23 protein-coding genes and 1 pseudogene are annotated in these 18829 nt (G+C 35.3%); 5 read left to right on the top strand and 19 right to left on the bottom strand.

What is annotated here, in order from left to right; all coding sequences use genetic code 11:
* The 3 genes from AC1DJR_RS01985 to AC1DJR_RS01975 form a co-directional block, all read right to left on the bottom strand.
* Positions 1–399 (bottom strand): DUF4131 domain-containing protein (locus AC1DJR_RS01985; protein WP_477001931.1); only part of this gene is annotated, 399 nt, incomplete at its 3' end.
* A gap of 14 nt (positions 400–413) precedes the next feature.
* Positions 414–971: a ComE operon protein 2 gene (locus AC1DJR_RS01980; RefSeq protein ID WP_002088698.1), complete on the bottom strand. Its 558-nt coding sequence runs from the start codon at positions 969–971 to the stop codon at positions 414–416.
* A gap of 63 nt (positions 972–1034) precedes the next feature.
* Complete coding sequence (locus tag AC1DJR_RS01975; protein WP_477001930.1) at positions 1035–1634, bottom strand: helix-hairpin-helix domain-containing protein; 600 nt, start codon at positions 1632–1634, stop codon at positions 1035–1037.
* Positions 1635–1711: 77 nt separating this feature from the next.
* On the opposite strand from AC1DJR_RS01975, the gene comER reads away from it, so the two are divergent.
* Positions 1712–2539 (top strand): late competence protein ComER, encoded by an 828-nt coding sequence (gene comER / locus AC1DJR_RS01970; RefSeq protein WP_477001929.1) that lies wholly within the window; start codon positions 1712–1714, stop codon positions 2537–2539.
* A gap of 172 nt (positions 2540–2711) precedes the next feature.
* Here the strand turns inward: comER and AC1DJR_RS01965 are convergent, their stop codons facing one another.
* From AC1DJR_RS01965 to AC1DJR_RS01930, 8 genes are all read right to left on the bottom strand, one after another.
* Positions 2712–3461, bottom strand: coding sequence for a class I SAM-dependent DNA methyltransferase (locus AC1DJR_RS01965; protein WP_002088700.1), 750 nt, complete (start codon positions 3459–3461; stop codon positions 2712–2714).
* Positions 3458–3814 carry a ribosome silencing factor gene (gene rsfS, locus AC1DJR_RS01960; RefSeq protein WP_000653209.1) on the bottom strand — a complete coding sequence of 119 codons (357 nt, stop codon included), beginning with the start codon at positions 3812–3814 and terminating at the stop codon, positions 3458–3460. The genes AC1DJR_RS01965 and rsfS overlap by 4 nt, the downstream gene beginning before the upstream one ends.
* Positions 3811–4380, bottom strand: a complete 570-nt coding sequence (yqeK, locus tag AC1DJR_RS01955) for a bis(5'-nucleosyl)-tetraphosphatase (symmetrical) YqeK (protein ID WP_002143180.1) — start codon at positions 4378–4380, stop codon at positions 3811–3813. The genes rsfS and yqeK overlap by 4 nt, the downstream gene beginning before the upstream one ends.
* Positions 4370–4939 (bottom strand): nicotinate-nucleotide adenylyltransferase, encoded by a 570-nt coding sequence (locus AC1DJR_RS01950; protein ID WP_429686916.1) that lies wholly within the window; start codon positions 4937–4939, stop codon positions 4370–4372. The genes yqeK and AC1DJR_RS01950 overlap by 11 nt, the downstream gene beginning before the upstream one ends.
* 253 nt (positions 4940–5192) lie before the next feature.
* A complete protein-coding gene (gene yhbY / locus AC1DJR_RS01945) occupies positions 5193–5486 on the bottom strand; it encodes a ribosome assembly RNA-binding protein YhbY (protein WP_002015220.1) in 294 nt (97 codons plus the stop codon).
* Positions 5487–5490: 4 nt separating this feature from the next.
* A complete protein-coding gene (gene aroE / locus AC1DJR_RS01940; protein ID WP_088034225.1) occupies positions 5491–6324 on the bottom strand; it encodes a shikimate dehydrogenase in 834 nt (277 codons plus the stop codon).
* A gap of 15 nt (positions 6325–6339) precedes the next feature.
* A complete protein-coding gene (gene yqeH / locus AC1DJR_RS01935) occupies positions 6340–7446 on the bottom strand; it encodes a ribosome biogenesis GTPase YqeH (RefSeq protein WP_429686918.1) in 1107 nt (368 codons plus the stop codon).
* Positions 7447–7449: 3 nt separating this feature from the next.
* Complete coding sequence (locus tag AC1DJR_RS01930; protein ID WP_429686919.1) at positions 7450–7962, bottom strand: YqeG family HAD IIIA-type phosphatase; 513 nt, start codon at positions 7960–7962, stop codon at positions 7450–7452.
* 246 nt (positions 7963–8208) lie between these two features.
* Between AC1DJR_RS01930 and sda the strand changes: the two genes are divergently transcribed.
* The gene (sda, locus tag AC1DJR_RS01925) at positions 8209–8364 is read left to right on the top strand and encodes a sporulation histidine kinase inhibitor Sda (RefSeq protein WP_002015226.1); all 156 of its coding nucleotides are present in this window, start codon (positions 8209–8211) and stop codon (positions 8362–8364) included.
* Positions 8365–8516: 152 nt separating this feature from the next.
* Here the strand turns inward: sda and AC1DJR_RS01920 are convergent, their stop codons facing one another.
* From AC1DJR_RS01920 to AC1DJR_RS01910, 3 genes are all read right to left on the bottom strand, one after another.
* Positions 8517–9305, bottom strand: a complete 789-nt coding sequence (locus tag AC1DJR_RS01920; protein ID WP_477001928.1) for a phosphatidylserine decarboxylase — start codon at positions 9303–9305, stop codon at positions 8517–8519.
* Between the two features lie 291 nt (positions 9306–9596).
* Complete coding sequence (sigK, locus tag AC1DJR_RS01915; protein WP_000051382.1) at positions 9597–10310, bottom strand: RNA polymerase sporulation sigma factor SigK; 714 nt, start codon at positions 10308–10310, stop codon at positions 9597–9599.
* 183 nt (positions 10311–10493) lie between these two features.
* Positions 10494–11990: a YcdB/YcdC domain-containing protein gene (locus AC1DJR_RS01910; protein WP_477001927.1), complete on the bottom strand. Its 1497-nt coding sequence runs from the start codon at positions 11988–11990 to the stop codon at positions 10494–10496.
* A 304-nt stretch (positions 11991–12294) separates the two neighbouring features.
* Here AC1DJR_RS01910 and AC1DJR_RS01905 point away from each other — a divergent pair, with 304 nt between their 5' ends.
* Positions 12295–12945, top strand: a complete 651-nt coding sequence (locus tag AC1DJR_RS01905; RefSeq protein WP_002015229.1) for a GTP pyrophosphokinase — start codon at positions 12295–12297, stop codon at positions 12943–12945.
* A 165-nt stretch (positions 12946–13110) separates the two neighbouring features.
* Here AC1DJR_RS01905 and AC1DJR_RS01900 read toward each other — a convergent pair whose 3' ends face one another.
* Together AC1DJR_RS01900 and AC1DJR_RS01895 are read right to left on the bottom strand one after the other, a co-directional pair.
* Positions 13111–13575: a hypothetical protein gene (locus AC1DJR_RS01900; RefSeq protein ID WP_477001926.1), complete on the bottom strand. Its 465-nt coding sequence runs from the start codon at positions 13573–13575 to the stop codon at positions 13111–13113.
* Positions 13576–13629: 54 nt separating this feature from the next.
* Positions 13630–15015, bottom strand: coding sequence for an alkaline phosphatase (locus tag AC1DJR_RS01895; RefSeq protein ID WP_477001925.1), 1386 nt, complete (start codon positions 15013–15015; stop codon positions 13630–13632).
* Positions 15016–15289: 274 nt separating this feature from the next.
* Here AC1DJR_RS01895 and AC1DJR_RS01890 point away from each other — a divergent pair, with 274 nt between their 5' ends.
* Both AC1DJR_RS01890 and AC1DJR_RS01885 read left to right on the top strand, forming a co-directional pair.
* Entirely contained in the window at positions 15290–16129 is an 840-nt protein-coding gene (locus AC1DJR_RS01890) for a GNAT family N-acetyltransferase (protein ID WP_477001924.1), read from the top strand.
* A 15-nt stretch (positions 16130–16144) separates the two neighbouring features.
* A complete protein-coding gene (locus tag AC1DJR_RS01885; protein WP_477001923.1) occupies positions 16145–17029 on the top strand; it encodes an alpha/beta fold hydrolase in 885 nt (294 codons plus the stop codon).
* 36 nt (positions 17030–17065) lie between these two features.
* On the opposite strand, the gene AC1DJR_RS01880 is transcribed toward AC1DJR_RS01885, so the two are convergent.
* The 3 genes and pseudogenes from AC1DJR_RS01880 to AC1DJR_RS01870 all read right to left on the bottom strand — a co-directional run bounded on the left by AC1DJR_RS01880 (position 17066) and on the right by AC1DJR_RS01870 (position 18753).
* Positions 17066–17566: a DoxX family protein gene (locus AC1DJR_RS01880; protein ID WP_429686925.1), complete on the bottom strand. Its 501-nt coding sequence runs from the start codon at positions 17564–17566 to the stop codon at positions 17066–17068.
* 216 nt (positions 17567–17782) lie between these two features.
* Positions 17783–18177 (bottom strand): annotated as a pseudogene (locus AC1DJR_RS01875) (hypothetical protein); the annotation flags it as partial.
* The gene (locus tag AC1DJR_RS01870; RefSeq protein ID WP_113734194.1) at positions 18178–18753 is read right to left on the bottom strand and encodes a histidine phosphatase family protein; all 576 of its coding nucleotides are present in this window, start codon (positions 18751–18753) and stop codon (positions 18178–18180) included.
* Positions 18754–18829 lie beyond the last annotated feature (76 nt).

Here is an 18829-nt window from a genome sequence, read left to right as displayed (position 1 = left end):
CCCTTTAAATGTACACGATATCCCTGCATGTAATTGTTGCAACTGCTTCTTTTCCGAAGCAGATTGTATTTTATAATTTAACTGCACTAAGTTTTTATTCTGATCTTCAATTTGAAAAGAGAGACGATCCCCATTAATTAGAGGTGTATTTTGCACGACCCCTCGTGTAACTTCATAGGAATCCCCTAGCGGCTTATTTAGACTCTGAACATACGTRGTGTACATARCGCCACTAAAACACGCTATTATACAAAATATGAAGGTTTTACGCGAAGTACGATATAAACAAAATAAAACATAACAAACGAAACAACAAGCAGCCAACAAATGCGATGCGGAAAAGGTAATTGCAATCCCAATTATAAACGAGATTGCAACATAGCCCCATTGCCCATTCAACTCATACTCACTCCTTATAGCATCATTTTTGCTTTAGTGAATACACGCTGTAATTCTTCCATTGATAAATTATCTTTTTCTAAAGCTGCGAATAATTCCTTTAGCTGTAAATGACGCTCTTGTTCCTCTAGCGATGTAATATCGTATTCTAGCGGAACGTGCTTTACTGTTACACTCGCTTGTTCAAATAACTCTACGGCATACGGATGATTTTTATAGTCCTGTGCATAATAAACCGCTGTAACACCACTTTGAATAATCGCCTTACAGCACTGCAAACAAGGAAAATGTGTGACATAAATTTCCGCTTCCTCTGTTTTTGCACCAAATTTCGCACATTGCAATAAAGCATTCATTTCAGCATGAATTGTACGAACGCAATGATTATCAATGACATAGCAACCATCGTCTATACAATGCACACCACCTTTAATTGAACCGTTATATCCACCAGCAATAATTCGTTTATCACGAACGATTGTCGCTCCTACCGCAAGCCTTGTACATGTACTACGTAAAGATAGTAGATGGCTTTGCGTCATAAAATATTGATCCCATGAAATTCGTTCCATATTTTTCACCTTCTTTTTTGTCTACTTGTAGTGTAGCGAAAAAAGAAAAACTTCGTCAATCTTTTATGGAATAATAATTTGATCTTTTATTTTCTCTAAAGACTTCGCACCAATCCCATCAATTTCTAATAAATCTTCTATTTTCTGAAACGGACCATGTTCTTCTCGGTATTTCAAAATACTTTCCGCTTTCCGAGAACCAATGCCTGTTATTTTTTCAAGTTGCTCTTTAGAAGCTGTATTTATTTGCACTTTACCCYCGCTTTTTGAAAAAGTAGCCCCTTCTTGCACTGGCTCATTCTTGTTAGGAACATACAGAAGCATTTGGTCTTGGACCATTTGCGCCAAATTCACTTTCTTCACATCTGCATCCGGCAACAAACCACCAGCTTTTTCAACCGCCTCCTTCACCCGGTCCCCTTCCTTCATTTCATACACACCCTCTTTAAAAACCGCCCCTTTCACATCAATTATAATTATTTTTTTCTGCTCCTTTGTATCCAATACTTTCGGTTTACTTTTTTTCTCCACATCTTTTACTTGAACTTCCGTTGTAATGAGCGATCGCTCTGTTTGCTGATTCGTTTTCCAGAAAAAAAGAAAAATCAAAGTGCCAATAATAACCACTAATCCCAACCATTTTTTCGGAAAATCCCACATCATTTTACACCTCTAATCATAAATTTATAACATCATTCATATTGTTTAGGAGAAAGCAGTTACGAAGGAGGGATGAAACATTGAACATAGGAATTATAGGGACAGGGAACATGGGGAATATACTAATCGATGCATTTTTAGAAACCCGTGCTGTCAAACCYTCGTGCCTTACTATTATTAATCGGACGCCTGCCAAAGCATATCATATAAAAGAAAAATACCCTTCTGTTCATATAGCCAAAACAAYCCAAGAGGTAATCGAACAATCCCAGCTTATTTTCATTTGCGTAAAACCGATAGACATATACCCTATTCTACAAAAATACGCTGACCATTTTTCAGACGAAGATTGCTTAGTTTCTATCACAAGCCCCATATCTCCATCACAATTAGAAACACTTATACCTTGCCACGTCGCTCGTATCATTCCAAGCATCACAAACCGCGCCTTATCCGGCGCATCACTATTTACATTTGGAAATAACTGCTCTCTAGAATGGCAACAAAAACTACTTCGTCTATTCAAAAACATTTCTACTCCCCTTGTTATAGAAGAAGATATAACGCGCGTTTCATCTGATATAGCAAGCTGCGGCCCTGCTTTTTTTAGTTATTTATTACAATGTTTCATTAACGCTGCTGTAGATAAAACAAATATTACACATGAAGAAGCCACTACTTTAGTAAGTGAAATGGTCATTGGAATGGGGAAATTACTCGAAAAAGAAATTTTCACATTACCTACTTTACAAGAAAAGGTATGCGTTAAAGGCGGTGTTACAGGAGAAGGTATTCGTATTTTAGAAGAGCACGTTGGGGATATGTTTCATAAATTAATCGAACGGACACATGAGAAATTTGATGAAGATTTAAAATGCGTTGAGCAGCAATTCAATAAACACACATAATAAATACGCCATCGTAATCCCAAACCCTTTTTATTAATACTTATCTTTTTCATGCTACATTTTCACTAAAACTAGCATTTTTACACTTTACACATATYATCTTTTTATTTTTCTAGAACTAAAACTACATCTTTTCTATAAAACAAAAGCAACCTTATCGGTTGCTTTTCTTTTATCCATTCTTCTTCGCCATAAAAAAGATGCGCTCTGTTTGTTCTGTCACTTCAATTCGTTCAAAGTCACCTGTGACGCGAAGCACTGTAAACCCAGCTTCTTCAAGCCATTTTGTTAACACTTCAACCGAATACGCACGYTGCACGTGACATTCGTCAAAACGATGATACACATCTTCTTCTGAATCTTGTACAAAGAATGTCAAATCATGTTCCACACTATCTGATTCTTCTCCAGGGAAGCAGTTCCAAATAAGTGATATTTCTTCGCCGTTCACTGTATATGTTTCATTTTGAAATACGTGATGTATTTTATATAAAGAGTGTACATCGAATAAAAACAAGCCATCCTGACGTAAATGGTGGAAAACTCTTCTAAATGTTTCTTGCACTCCATCTTCTTGCAATACGTAATTTAATGAGTCACAAAAGATTGTCACACAATCAAATTCACCAGGAACATCGAGCTCTCTCATGTCTTGTTGGTAAAAAGGAATAAAATAGCCTTCTCCCCCCAATTTTTGCTGCGCGACAGTTAACATTTCTTCCGAAAGATCTACACCAATTAARTCATAACCTTTTCGCACAAGCGGAAGTGTTACGTTACCAGTTCCACATGCTACGTCAAGGATTCTTGCCTCTTTCATAGATGCCTGTTGTAAACTTTCCTCTGTGAATTCCACCCATTTATCATAAGGGACATCATTCATCAGTTCGTCATACAGCAAAGCAAATTGTTCGTATTTCATTGATCTAGCTCATCTGCAATATCTTCACGCGGCACATCGCCCCATAGACGCTCTAAATTATAGTGATTACGCTCATCTTTATGGAATACATGAGCAACCACATCACCAAGGTCTACTAAAACCCAACGYGCTTCATCAAAGCCTTCCATACGTTGTACGTTAATTTCGAACTCATGTGCCTTCGCTTTAATTTCACGTGCAATTGCTTGTACTTGCTTGTCTGAATTTCCGTGACAAATAATAAAATAGTCTGCAATCGGTGAAATACCTTGCATATTTAGTACAACCATATCTTCTGCTCTCTTATCATCAGCTGCTTTTGCCGCTAATACTAATAACTCTTTATCTTTCATTTATTAATTTCCTCCTTGATAACTTCATTGTATGTTTGGAATGTTAATGGATAAATCGTTTGATCTTTTTCCATTAAAAATTGAATTGTTCGCTTTAAAGCAAACAGTAAAGCTTGATTTATATCTTTATATGCGAGTTTCCTCGCTTCTTCCACACCAGGAAACTTACGTCCTGGTTCAATGTAATCTGCTACATAAATAACTTTATCTAACATTGTCATTTTTTCATGACCACTTGTATGATATGTAATAGCTTGTAGAATTTCAGGATCAGTAATGCCTACTTCTTTTTCTACTAAGTATGCCCCAACAGGTGCATGCCATAACTCTTTGTTATAGTGCAGTAGATCCTTTGGCAAAGCTTCTCTCTTAATAATCTCTTCCATTTCTGGAATCGCTCTACATTTTGCATAATCGTGAAATATAGCAGCCGTCTCTGCCTTTTTCTCATCTACACCATATAATCGGGCAAGTTCAATCGCTGTTTCCATTACACCAACCGTGTGTATATAACGTTTTTCATGCATTTGTTGTTTGACAATACTAAGTGCTTCCTCACGATTCATACAACCCATTCCTCTCGATATATACCTGTACTTTTTCGGGGAGTAAATATTTGCATGTTTCCTTCGTCATATATCTCTCACGTAACAGAGAAGAAGAAACTGCAAACTCCGGAATTTCCACTTTTACGATATCATAAGGCGTATGTAATGTATAACCTGGTCTTGCAACTCCAACGAAAGTCACAAGCTTAAGTAACTTTTCAATGTTATACCACTTCGGCAAATACTCAACCATGTCTCCGCCAATAATAAAGTGAAACTGCATATCCGGATACTTCTCCGTTAATTGTACCATAGTATCGTACGTATAAGATGGGCCTTCTCTGTCTAGCTCTTCTAAACAAATTGAAAAGTAYGCTTCTTCCTCAATCGCTATTTGCAGCATGTTTAATCGACTTTTCACACTCGTAATATTACGTCCTTGCTTGTGCGGTGGAATTTGATTCGGCAAAAACCATACCTCTTCCAACCCTAAAGCATGATACACTTCATTTGCAATTAACAAATGTCCATTATGAGGTGGATCAAACGTGCCACCAATAATGCCAATTTTTCTCAAAAGAAACGCCCCTTCCTTTTACATACAGCAACTCTCCCCATACAAATTCGAAGAGAGCCCACTGTTAATAAAAGTTCAATTAATTTCACTCTTTATCTATCAAGCGTCAATTATGGAAATAATATACGTGATTTTTATCCTGCTATTTGCCAACACCTCAAAAGTCACTGACAATAACTAGGTTAGATGGGAAATTAACTGCACACAAAAGCCTAATTGGTGAAGGCTAAAAAACGCAAATTAAAGTTTCAATTTATCGTGGAAGCTTAATCTGCTTATTTTCTCTTGATTCTTTGTATAAAACAATTGTGCTTCCGATTACTTGAACGATTTCAGCTCGTGCACCTTGTGCAAGCTCTTCTGCAACTTCACTACGATCAAATTCACAGTTTTGTAATACGCTCACTTTAAATAGTTCACGAACTTCTAATGCTTCTCCAATTTGTTTCACCATATTTTCATTCACGCCACCTTTTCCAACTTGAAAAATCGGTGTTAAATGATGTGCCTTTGCACGTAAAAATCTTTTTTGTTTTCCTGTTAACATATAATTAGCCTCCAAGCTCTCTCATTACTAATTGTTTCATTCTATCAATATTCGGCACACACCCTGTCCACATTTCAAATGCAAGTGCACCTTGATAAACGAACATATCGATTCCATTTTGAATTATTGCACCTTGTTCTTTCGCATCGCCTAAAATTTTCGTCTCAAATGGATTATAAATAATATCAGAAACAATCGTTCCTTGTTTCAATGAACGAATTTCCAGCGGCGTATACTCAACATGTGGATGCATACCTATCGTTGTTGTTTGGATGATAATATCATATTCCCCTTGATTTTCTGCTGCACATTCTAACGATAGAGCATGCGAATTAACATTTGCCATGCACCCAGAGATAAGGTTTTTCGCCTTATCTCTCGTACGATTAGCAATATCAATTTGTTTCACACCTACATCGGCAAGCGAGAAGTAAATAGCTCGGCTAGCACCACCTGCACCGATTAATAAAATACGTTTCTCTTGAAGTGGATCTTCACTAATTGACTGCAGGGCACGAACAAAACCAATTCCATCTGTATTATACCCAATCAATTTTCCATCTCGATGAACTACTGTATTTACCGCACCGATTTGCCTTGCTAACGGGGCAATCTCATCCAAGTACTCCATAATTGCAACTTTGTGCGGAGTCGTTACATTAAATCCTGAAATACCTAATGCTTTCAAACCTTTTACTGCTTCCCCTAGCGCTTCTTCTTCTACAAGAAACGCATGATAATGGGCATCCATATTCAAGTGTTCAAATGCATCGTTATGCATAACGGGTGATAATGAATGTCCAATTGGATTTCCGATTACACCATATAATTGTTTCATAAATCCCTCTCCATATTAAATTAAAGATTTACGTAATGAAACACTTACTCCTTTTGGTACATGAGCAACAATTTTCGCTCCTGATTCATTTACAGTAACCCAGCCCAATCCAGAGAATACAACATCCGTTTTCGGCTCACGAATATTAAATTCATATTTCACAAACTTAGGCATATTTTCTAATTCTTCTGGTGTCGGTGGATTCAATAATTCTCCAGCGTGTTTTTCGTACAATTCATCAGCCTTTTCAAGCTTTGTACGATGGATTGTTAAACGGTTTGAGAAATGACAAGTAAATGCACGACGGCCCCCACTTACATAATCAAATCGTGCTAATCCACCAAAGAATAATGTTTGTTCTTCATTTAATTGGAATACCATTGGCTTAACTTCTGTAGTCGGTGTAATAAGCTTTAAGCTTTGTTTCCCAACATAATGCGCCATTTGATGATGATTAATAATACCTGGTGTATCGTATAAAGATGACGTTTCGTCTAATGGGATATCAATTAAATCAAGCGTTGTTCCTGGGAAATGTGATGTTGTAATTACATTCTCAGTCTCATCACTAAACTCTTTAATCATACGATTAATAAATGTTGATTTACCAACATTCGTACATCCAACAACATAAACATCTTTACCTTCGCGGTAATGCTCAATTGCATCAGCAAGTTCAGCGATTCCTTGCCCTTTAGCTGCACTAATTAAAAAGACATCTTCTGGTTTTAAACCAAGTTGCTTTGCACTGTAGCGCATCCAATGTTTTACTTTATCATGCTTAACTGACTTTGGAATTAAGTCAGCCTTATTCCCAACAAGTAATACTTTATTATTCCCTACAAAACGATGTAAGCCCGGTAACCAGCTACCATTGAAATCGAAAATGTCTACGATTTTGACCACTAATGCTTCCGATTGTCCAATTCCGTTTAAAATACGAAGGAAATCATCGTCTGTTAAAGAAACATCTTGAATTTCATTATAATGTTTCAAACGAAAACAACGTTGACAAATTACTTGTTCCTTCTCTAAAGATGATGCAGGAGCGTATCCTATTTCATTTTTATTTTCTGTTTGAATTTCTACACCGCAACCAATACATTTAATTATTTCAATCAAACTTTATTCCTCCCAATTAATTAAGCCTTTTTTCTTCATGTTTCTCATAATTCTTCGTTCAATTTTCCGATTAAATCGTGTCACCAATCCGTCCGTTTGCGCTACCGGTACAACTAAAATTGTATGAAGTCCCACACGATTCCCGCCGAGCACATCCGTTAGTAACTGATCTCCAATTACTACAACTTCATCTGGCTGCAGGTGCATCTCATGTATCGCACGCTTAAATGCGCGAACAAACGGTTTGCGCGCACTATGAATAAACGGAATACCTAATGGGTCAGCGAAGTCTTTAACGCGTTGCTCGTTGTTATTTGAAACGACCGTTACTTGAATATCATTTTCTTTCATTTTCAAAAACCACTCTTCAAGCTGTGGCGTTGCGTTTGGACGATCCCATTCAATTAAAGTGTTATCTAAATCAGTAATAATTCCTTTAATTCCACGTTTTTTCAAATCTTCTGGTTGAATATGATATATATTTTTCACATATTCATTTGGTAAAAATAACTTCAATTTCTTTCACCTCTTTGAGGATTTTTCATAAAATTTTTCGACAACATTTTTCGATAGATAACCTGTGGATAAACTTGTACACACTTTCCACGTTAATTTTTCAGTCAATTTGGAATTTACTAACAATCTATTCACATTTTATCCACTGAGTTATGTGGATAACCTCTTGTTTGTGACTGTCATATTTTTTTGGTACATTAAATGCAACAACGAATCAATCCTTATATTATTAGGAGGTGACTCACCTTGAAAACAAAACATATGGAACAGTTATCTACTGATTTACTCACTGAGTCTTATTATAAAGCAAAAGAACTAAAATTAAATCCCGACTTCATTTTACTTATAAAACAAGAAATTATTAGACGCTCGTTAGAGGACAAGCTCGTCAAATCTTCTTGAGTACATATAGATTGCTGATTGACCTGTAAAAAGAGCCATCCTGCGATGGCTCTCGAATAAACAAGTACTCCCATCTAGGGGATTTCTTCATTAAGCATCTTTGTCCACATTTCTTAATTAGAGCTTCATAAGTATATTATAAAACCTTTTCTTTACTTATGAGATACTCGGGTTGCAATTTTTTCACCAAGACGCAGCTCTTGCCCACTTGTCAATTCCTGCACTGCTTTAATCATATCTTTTTCAAATAATAAAACAACTGTTGAGCCAAATGTAAAGTATGCCATCTCTTCACCTTTTTGAACAGTACTTCTTTCATGAAGGAGCTCGATACTATTAACAAACATAGCACCTACTTTTACAAGTGCCATATGTTCGCCGTCACTATTTACTTCTGTAACAGAGCGATAATTTTTTGACAATGGTTCTTTCCCATACTCCATACCMGYTGCATTTACCGGATATGATTTTCTACCGAGTACAAATCTTTCAGTCACAGAGCCAGAAAGCGGGCTATGAATACGATGATAATGACTTGGACTCAAATAAATCACCATATATGTACCGCCTGCATATCGCTTTGCACGCTCTTCATTMCCTAGCATATCCACAATTGAATAACGCTTTCCTTTTATATCGAATGTTTTTGTATCCTCAATAGGACCTTGATCAGCAAAAACACCATCAACAGGACTAACGATACTCGATGCATCAGTATCAATACTACGCTTTCCTTCTTTTAGCCTACGTGTAAATAAATCATGCAATGTTCCATATTCCTTCAAACCCTTTTCCATCTCATCTTGATTAATTTGAAAAACTTTCACATACGATGGAATAATGATAGAGCTCAAACGAGATTGTGCAAATTTACGTAATATATAAGAAGTAAAACGACCATTTGTAAGTTCGATCATAAGTCGATATAATGTCCGTCGCAAATTACGAAACCTCCTAATCAGCCTATAACTTTAGTTTCCCCTTCTTTTCTCTCTATATCATATGTAAAATTGGTTCTTATTCCCACATATAGAATGGAGCCGTCTCGTTATACACGAAGAAAAACTAAGTATAATTTTTATTCTTAAATTGTTTAGCACCTTCTAATATTACAGATAGAACCCGCCATTTTCAACAGTGAACATGTATTTCTTCTTAGAACAGCTCGTTTTCTTTCCGTTTTCCCGAAAGAAAAGCAGCCACTTTTAAAGTGTAACTGCCTACAATATACATTATTCTTTTGCTTTTTTCTCTTTCTCAGCCCGCACAAATTCGTGGAACATTTTCATTAAAGCACGCTTTTCAATTCGCGATACGTAGCTTCTTGAAATACCGAGTGCCTTCGCAATCTCCCTCTGTGTTTTCTCTTTATCAAGCCCAAGTCCAAAACGCTTCACAATTACTTCTTTCTCTCGTTCGTCYAAAATATCGATATACTCTTTAATTTTTTCTAACTCCATACTAAGCTGAATCATATCAATTACATCTTCAGATTCTGATTTTAATATATCAATAAGCGATATTTCATTACCCTCTTTATCTTGCCCGATCGGATCATGAAGTGAAACGTCTTTTTTCGTTTTCTTCAGCACACGTARATGCATCAAAATTTCATTTTCGATACAGCGTGCTGCATATGTTGCAAGCTTAGTTCCTTTCCCTGCTGAATAGCTTTCAATCGCTTTAATAAGCCCAATGGTACCAATTGAAATTAAATCTTCTGCATCTTCACCAGTGTTTTCGAATTTCTTAACAATATGAGCTACAAGCCGTAAATTATGTTCAATTAAAAGATTTCTCGCTTGAGCATCACCTTGCTCCATTAACTCTAAGTACTTTCTCTCATCATCTGATGATAACGGCTGCGGGAACGCATTGTTCTTCACATAAGAAACAAATACGAACACTTCTCGAACCATATATCCAATTGCGGCGAATAGACTCAAACCTTTCACCTCCGCCAAAATAGTGGTCTTTACTATGTGTATGTGGGCATGAGGTTGTTTGTGTCTGTACGATGTAAATATGGAACTCTTAACTTAATGGCATTCTTAAACCACTCAACGCTAATCATTAAATTTTTCTATAAACATAGTAAAAGCCAATCGAAACGTATCGATTGGCTTTTACTAATATTCACTCCAAATTTTCTCTCCAGTATGCGCATCTATGTAACGAATTTTCCGACTACAATCGACGGATTCTTTATGATTTTCACTCCTCGTTTGTTTATACAGCAGTTTATATTTCATTTCCTCTGCATCATGATCTATACACCATTCTAATTTTACTCGAATGACCTCTTTATATATTTCTAACGCTTTTTCTTTTGTTACTTTTGGTGYTGTTTCATGTGCAAGTAACTCTTCTATTATATTGCTAGGTTTTCCCGAGTAGTGCATCACAGCACCATTTTCTGTATTAATGTTGACCATGAATTCCCTATACTCTACCGGAATTTCATTCACATATACTGAAAAGACAAATCTTTCAATCCCTTCATCTTCGTCACGTTCATCCCAAAGGCGAAGATATTGTGTAACATCTGGAATAACATGTTCTAAAAATTGAAGTGCTTTTTGTAAACATTCCTCTCTAGACAGTATTTGTTTTACTTCTTTATCGTCTGCCAGTTTTATAAAACCAATTAATTCATTGGTTGATTTATCAATCGTAATGCCAACTAAATTATTATATTTTAACATCGGTAAATGCTTTTTAAAGAATTCATTCATTAAATATGAATTCTTTTCTTCTTTCTGTTTTTGTAATTCCTCTTTCGAAACAAATTTCATCCTTATTCCATCTTCATTTTCTGTCTCAGCCACTTTTGTAAAACTTTCTTTATCCCAGTCAAATAAATCGAATATATCATCTTGTTGACTACCTTTTTTCGGTTTTTCAACAGCTACAGTTGGAGGCAATTTATAATGATCTGGGTCAAACAAATCTTTACCTGTACTTGCATCAATAAACGCATGACTAGGTTCTGGTTCATATACAAGATGATAGCCTTTTACTTCCTCACCATTTTCATATTTACATGAAGAATGTGTTAAATCCACAAATACAAGTCTCATATCTTGTCTAGCTCTCAAAGTTTCTAAAACGAGGTTCTCCTCAACAATTTCAATTGGCCATAACGGTTTTTTCTCTATAGCTTTTTGTCCATTGTAATGAAAATGCACAACATTACCTGAAGGATGAATTCGCACAACACATCCTGTATTCAGCAATGGATATCCATTCACTTCCTGCATATAATTTATTTCTTTCCAACCACGCCAGTCATCCTTAACTGACACATATGTATAAAATTCTAATTCTTCTTCCACATATTTTTTTATAAATACATTTGCAATCTCTCTTGCCTTATTCTCCTCTATCACTTCTTTATCACTCGAAAAATAATTTTCATCATCTATCCTGAATTCGAATAAATTACCAGTATGCCTATTTAATGTAATTTGTATCTTTTTCTCCTCATCCTCTTTATGCCCCCACCATAATAGATGATACGGATCATCCATTCCTTCTTGATCATCTACAACAAGCCTATATTCATCTGGAATTTCAATAATATGGGCCACTTGCTCTTTTCTTTTTTTATCTTTGGGATTCATCATACCCTCTCCTTTATTACAATTTAAGGTAATTATAACAAACAAAACCAAAAGCCATTAGCAAAAAGACAAAAAGCTGAAACAATTAGTTCATACGAATTTCACATGAATCTATTACTATAAGAATTGTACATAGTGAAATTACTAACAATGACGTTTATTCATATATAATTTCATTTGAAAGGGGTTGAAAAGATGAAAACTAAATATCGCTTTATGATCTCATCATTTGCTGCTTGYGCCTACATGATTTGGTGTTTAGTATAATAACAACTTCRCTTGTAAATAGGAAAAGGTGTGTATATAAATGGAATATAACCAATCAACAGTTAACTATTGGAAAGCTTTTGTATTACCTTATACATTTGCTTTAGAAGAGTTAAAAACTAAATTTGAAATTATGAACCGGGAAGCTCAATTTTTAGAAGACTACAACCCGTTTGAACATATAAAAACAAGACTTAAACAACCCGAAAGTATCATTAGGAAGCTTGAGCGTAAAAACTTATCACCAACAGTTGAAAATGCTCAAACACAATTACAAGATATTATTGGCATCCGTATTACATGTTGCTTTGTAGAAGATATTTATCATTTAAAAGAAGTTATTGAAAATCGTGGAGACATGGAAATTGTAGAAGTAAAAGATTATATTGCTAATCCAAAAGGAAATGGCTATAAAAGTTTGCATATGATTATTAAATATCCATTGTCACTAAATTCTGGTACGAAAGATGTCTTTGCAGAAATTCAATTACGTACACTTGCCATGGACTTTTGGGCAAGTTTAGAACATAAACTTTACTACAAATATGAAGGAAATATACCTGACTATTTGAAAGATGAACTACATGACGCTGCTATGAAAGCTGAAGACCTTGATAATAAGATGGCAACAATTCGTCAAGATATTGATGACATTGAAGCGTGTTCAAATCAAATTTTATTACCACTTTAAAAAGGTTCTCTCCTATGAGAACCTTTTTTATCCCGCTATTTGCAGGCAGTAAGACTCCCACCTCAAAATTCTGTGAATGCGAGGGGTTTTGCCCGTAAAATCCCGATTGGTGAAGGCTAATAATCAGTGGGGATGGACACCCCCCTACTAATTAAAGTTCCCACTTTATTTCTTCTCTATCGTACGAACCTCTTCAATCTTCCACCCTTCGTCTTCTTTTCCAAGTGCATACTGCATTTTCTTTTGAAGAGTAACCCCTCCATCTACTTCTTTTTCCTCCGTTTCAACAATAACAAGCCCACCTTTAAGAGCTTTCATATTCATATGTTCCAATTCTATTTTCTTATTTCCCTTTTGAAATGCCGYYTCCTTTTGTGTTTTTAAGTCTTCAGCACTAGGCATCTTCTTTGAAAATAACTCCATATGCTCAGCAAGATTTTTTTCATTCGTCGTCCGTACAAATGCCTCAATAACATCTTGAATGGATTTCTCTTCTTCTTTCGTTATATGTACCTTTTCCTCAGTTTTCCCAGCAGATTTTTGTTCTATATTATTCTCTTGAGATTGACATCCAACTAGCAATAATACGAATACTAGAAGAAATCTTAATTTCCCTAAAAAAACTCTCATCTTTCCATCTCCTAAAAAGAAAAGTGAGGCATTTCGCCTCACTTTCATTTATAATTAGCGTCTTCCTTTATTCGGATCGCCGCCGCCAACGATGTCAAAGACACGTTTAGCTATATTTGTATTCTCTTGAACGCCAGAGAATAAGTATTTACCTGGTCCGAATGCATATACGTTCACATCTTCACCTGTATGTCCACCCGTTGTCCAGCCTGTAACCGAACGCTTATTGAAGATATCTTCAATTGCATTATCAATCTTTGTTACATCTTTTGATGGAGCTATATCATTTACAGCTTTAATTTCTTCTGGTGTTAACTGTAAATCAATATACTTTTTCAATGTTTCTTCTACATTTGCACCTTTTRCAATCTCAYTTGCCATAAAGTCTGGYGTACGTTTCGCAGCTTTAATCGGMTCTACTTTAAARTTATAYTCACCATTCGCACCTAAAGATAAACCGCCAGTAGAATGATCCGCAGTTGCAACAACTAATGTGTTCTTATCTTTTTTCGCAAACTCAATTGCTGCTTTAAACGCTTTTTCGAAGTCTTCCATTTCACTCATTGCTGCAACGATATCATTATCATGTCCAGCCCAATCAATTTGACTTCCTTCGACCATTAAGAAGAAACCATCTTTATTTTTGTTCAAGCGCTCAATCGCTGCATTTGTCATCTCTTCTAATGACGGTGTTTTATCATTACGGTCAATCATTTTATCTAAACCACCTGGTGCAAATAAACCAAGAACTTGATCACTTTTATCATTTAATAATTGATTACGATCTGTTACATAACTATAACCAGACTTCTTAAACTCTTCTGTAAGATTGCGGTCTTTTCTAACAAAGTTATTTACGCCACCGCCAAGCATAACATCTATTTTATGCTTACCTTTAATTTTCTCATCAAAGTAATCATTTGCAATTGCATCCATATTTTTACGACTAATATCATGTGCACCGAATGCAGCTGGTGTTGCATGCGTAATTTCAGAAGTTGCAACGAGTCCCGTTGATTTCCCTCTTTCTTTCGCTTGCTCTAACACTGTTTTCACTTCAGCTTTATCATTATCAACCGCAATAGCTGCATTATATGTTTTTATACCTGCTGACATCGCAGTTGCTGCCGATGCAGAGTCTGTAATATTTTCATGTTCATCTTCTGGATATGTTTTTTGTGTTCCTACAAGATGCTTATCAAATTCTGTAGATTCCATCTCAAATGTTTTTGGATTATCTTTCATATAACGATGAGCTGTCATATATGAAGGCCCCATACCRTCCCCAATTAATACAATGACATTTTTAATCTTTGCATTGTTTCCGTTCTCATCTGCATTAACCTCACTAGAACGCGTAAAATTCCATGTCGCTACCGAAGTAACTGCTAACGACGCCACCACTGCAAATGGCCATGCTTTTTTTACAAACTTTTTCACTGTCTTGTCCCCCTAATTAGGTTATTCATTTCCCACTATTCAATTTAATAGAAGACTATTAAGATAAAAGTAGTTATATGTAAATTTTTTGTTAACTTATGTAAATATCAGTTATAATTTGTATAACTTTGTCCTTTCATATCAAGCATAATGCCCTTTACAAACTAAATATAAACAAATTGGATTTCTTTTAACGTAAATCTATTACTTTACACTTTGTAACATTCCGTTCTCTACTTTTTTTCTAATTTGAATAGAAATGTGGTGAATCTTTATGGAAACAGTAAAACTAGACAAATCTACCATTCCAGATTTACTCTCTCTTTGCGAATCTATCGGATGGTTACAACATGAAGCCTTTATGAAAGAACAATTCCATATGTATCTTTCAATTGGTACAATTTTTGGCTATGTACATAAAAATAAACTTATTGCAGCTGGAGGGGTATTTCCATTTGATCGTGGATTTTCTTCTATCGGTATGTTAATCGTACATCCTGATTTTCAAAGACAAGGAATCGGCCGTATTTTGCTAAACAACAGTTTAACTCTAGCTCATTCATCGCTTCCTATTCTGCTCATTGCAACAAAAGCTGGTGAACCTTTATATCAATCATATGGATTTCAATCAATAACAACAATTCATCGTTTCGAAAAACAAGCGAATCACATAAGTACAAAGTCTGTTCCCATAAAACAAATTCAGAAAAATGATCTTCCTTCTCTTGTTTTTCTTGATCAAACTGCGACTGGTGCWSATCGTTCTAAKCTTTATTYATCRCTACTATCGAGAGCAACTTACTCCTTTAAAATAGAGCRGGATAATCAAATARATGCTTTTGCTTTATGCRTACAAAAAGGAGRTGTACTATGTATCACTCCGCTTATTTCAAAAAAAGAAAAAGACTCTATTCAGTTATTAGAAATGATTTGTAAATCGTGGAATGGGACGATACGCATTGATGTTCCGCACTCACAATTCATATTCCGCCAATTTCTTCAAACAGCAGATTTCCAGGAAACGCTCCTTTCACCTCTTATGATAAAGAATGGTAATCAACTTCCTGGAAATCGTAATATRCTATTTGCTATGATAGATGCAGCRTTATGTTAGAAAGGRGACAMCTAATTGAAGCRATTTAGCTATTTTATGGTAGGTTGTCTTACTCTTACACTATTAGTAGGATGTAGTGCAGCAGAAAAGCCCGTAGAACAAGTAAAACAAGTAAAAAATACAATTACCGCGAAATTAACTACAGAAGAAAAAATGGTTGAAATAGATGGACAAACTATTTACTTTAAGCAAATTGGCAGCAAAAAACCACCTTTACTTATGATCCATGGATTTGGAGGATCATCCGATGGTTTTCAAAAGATTTACTCAGATCTAGCAAAAGATCATACAATTATTTCTGTTGATGCTTTAGGTTTCGGACGTTCCTCTAAGCCGATGGATTTTTATTATTCTTTCCCAACTCATGCAAATTTGTATTATAAGTTAATGAAAAAACTAGGGTATGATTCATTCGCAATACTGGGACATTCGATGGGCGGAGAAATTTCTCTTAATTTAACATATTTATACCCTGAAGCGGTTACCCACCTTATTTTAACTGATGCTACAGGCGGCCCTCATACGTTCGTTAATAAACAAGGTTCACCAAAACCAAAGTTGTCGACTGATTTAAGTGCCGTTTCTTCTATTGCAGATTATGATGAGAGCAAAGTTAAATTCAAGCGTAATGATGAAGAACATTATAATAAAATGAAGCTGTGGCCTAGGCGTCTTCAAATCAATGCAAMTGAAATYAAGCAACCAACTTTAATTATATGGGGAAGAAATGATARTAGCGTTTCTTGGAAAGAAGGMGAAACTTATCATCAATTCTTAAAAAATAGCACTTTCCATATTATTGAAAAGGGTTATCATGCTCCATTTCGTCAAGAGCCACAAGAATTTGTAGGGTATGTAAAAGATTTCTTCGAGAAAAATCCTATAAGTGCTGAAAAATAAACGGGTATCTCATGTTGAGATACCCGTTTTCATATATTAAGCAGCTTGCTTTTGGCGTTTTTGAGTTTTTGATCCTAGTACTTTTGGAATAACGAAGCCATCAATTCCAAATTTTCCAGCATTCATACCAGAAACAAGAACGAACATGGATAAGATAACCATTTCAGGGTTTACACCAATTGACCCACTAAACATATAGGAAAAGTTCATTAAAAGGCCAAAAAAGACCGCTGTTTTTGTTAAACAGCCTACAATTAAACCAATTCCGACTAAAATTTCTCCCCACATCACAAGTGTATTAAATAAATCAACGTTTGGAATTGCAAAATCTTGTAAGAATGATGCCCACCAAGATTGAACAGCTGGTTGTGCTCCTTTAGACTTTTCAATTGCACCTTGTAAATAACCAGTTGCATCGAAGCCTTTTCCTTGTAGTTTACCGATTCCAGCCATTACCCATGTGTAACCAAGATACACTCGAATTATCGCTAATACAAAAGAAACTGCTTTGTTTTCTCTTAAAAATTGAATAATCATATCTTCCTCCTAAAGTTGTAATTAAGTCAGTTACAGATAATATAATAACATTAGTTACTTACTTTTAAAATGTTAATTGTGGATAATTTATGACATTCATACAAAACATTAAATACTAACTTATATATAGTAACTTTTATTACCTGTAAAAACTTGAACATATCATACCACAGTTGATAATCATCTTCATTGAAGAAAATGTAAAAAAACTGTGAGTTAAATGTGAAACGCATTCATTCGAATATAGAATAAATCCGTTTCATATTGTTTATATACTCGAAATGTACATGTCTCCTCATCGGTTAATCTCGCTTCTCGAACAAATTCTTCTAACGTTTTGTCATGGTTAATAAACCCGTAAAATAGGCGTATTGTAAACATAAGTGCTACATTTCCATCTACATAATCTATCAATCCAACATATGATTTTACACCACTATATAAAAAGGATTCTACTAGTTTCAACTCCCCAAACTTATACCAACCATTTACAATATGTGTAAAATATGCAATTTTGCATATTACTTAATTTCCGCTACGCTAAAGTATACTCTCGGCYCATTTAAGTCGTACACACATTCCCCTAACTCTTCCATTACAAATTTCCCCTCCTATAAGTCCATTTCATACATACCCGTTTCTTTCAAAAAATCAGCTCTAGTTAAAGCGACTTTCTGCAAATATTGCCTAAAGGCTGTAATTGTTCCATCATGTGAAACGATACAAATTTTTTCTGCTTTTAACTGATAGCACCAGTGCAGAAATTCATCTACTATTTGCTGAAATTCCTTCTCTGATATGATATTGATTCCCTCATTCCATAACAATTCATTTGTACTTTCTTCTAATGAAAAATGTGGAAATAATTTTTTTATTATCTTTCGATCTAACAATTGATCGCACGGTAATGTTTTGGCGGCTTCCCGATAAGGAAAAATACGCGGGGATATATATGGGTGAACAATTTTTTGACAAGCAACTTCCGCACTCCATATTGTCGCAGTTTGTAAGGCTCGAAGTGTAGGACTAGCGATTAATATATCCTTTTCTTGTAATGGTACATCGTACTGAAGCAATTTTGCCTGCTTCTTTCCCTCGCCCGTCAATGGCGGATTCACTGCTTGTAAACTTAATGGTAAATCTTTTGTATGCTTACCCTCACCATGCCGAACAAAGACAAGTTTCATTCTCCTCTTCCTCTCACTAGGAAATAGTCTCACATATATCTTCCCTATTGTTTTCTTTACTCCTGCTATTTTAAGC

Source organism: Bacillus sp. 05T31, assembly GCF_056396725.1.
The sequence above is the reverse complement of the archived record's forward strand: the minus strand, read 5'-3'. Positions and strand labels throughout refer to the sequence as shown.

Bases quoted from the DNA above. Each gene is read 5' to 3' on its own strand.
- AC1DJR_RS01980 (WP_002088698.1), bottom strand. From the start codon at position 971: ATGGAACGAATTTCATGGGATCAATATTTTATGACGCAAAGCCATCTA.
- yqeK (WP_002143180.1), bottom strand. From the start codon at position 4,380: ATGAATCGTGAGGAAGCACTTAGTATTGTCAAACAACAAATGCATGAA.
- yhbY (WP_002015220.1), bottom strand. From the start codon at position 5,486: ATGTTAACAGGAAAACAAAAAAGATTTTTACGTGCAAAGGCACATCAT.
- aroE (WP_088034225.1), bottom strand. From the start codon at position 6,324: ATGAAACAATTATATGGTGTAATCGGAAATCCAATTGGACATTCATTA.
- AC1DJR_RS01905 (WP_002015229.1), top strand. From the start codon at position 12,295: ATGGAATATAACCAATCAACAGTTAACTATTGGAAAGCTTTTGTATTA.
- AC1DJR_RS01880 (WP_429686925.1), bottom strand. From the start codon at position 17,566: ATGATTATTCAATTTTTAAGAGAAAACAAAGCAGTTTCTTTTGTATTA.
- AC1DJR_RS01870 (WP_113734194.1), bottom strand. From the start codon at position 18,753: ATGAAACTTGTCTTTGTTCGGCATGGTGAGGGTAAGCATACAAAAGAT.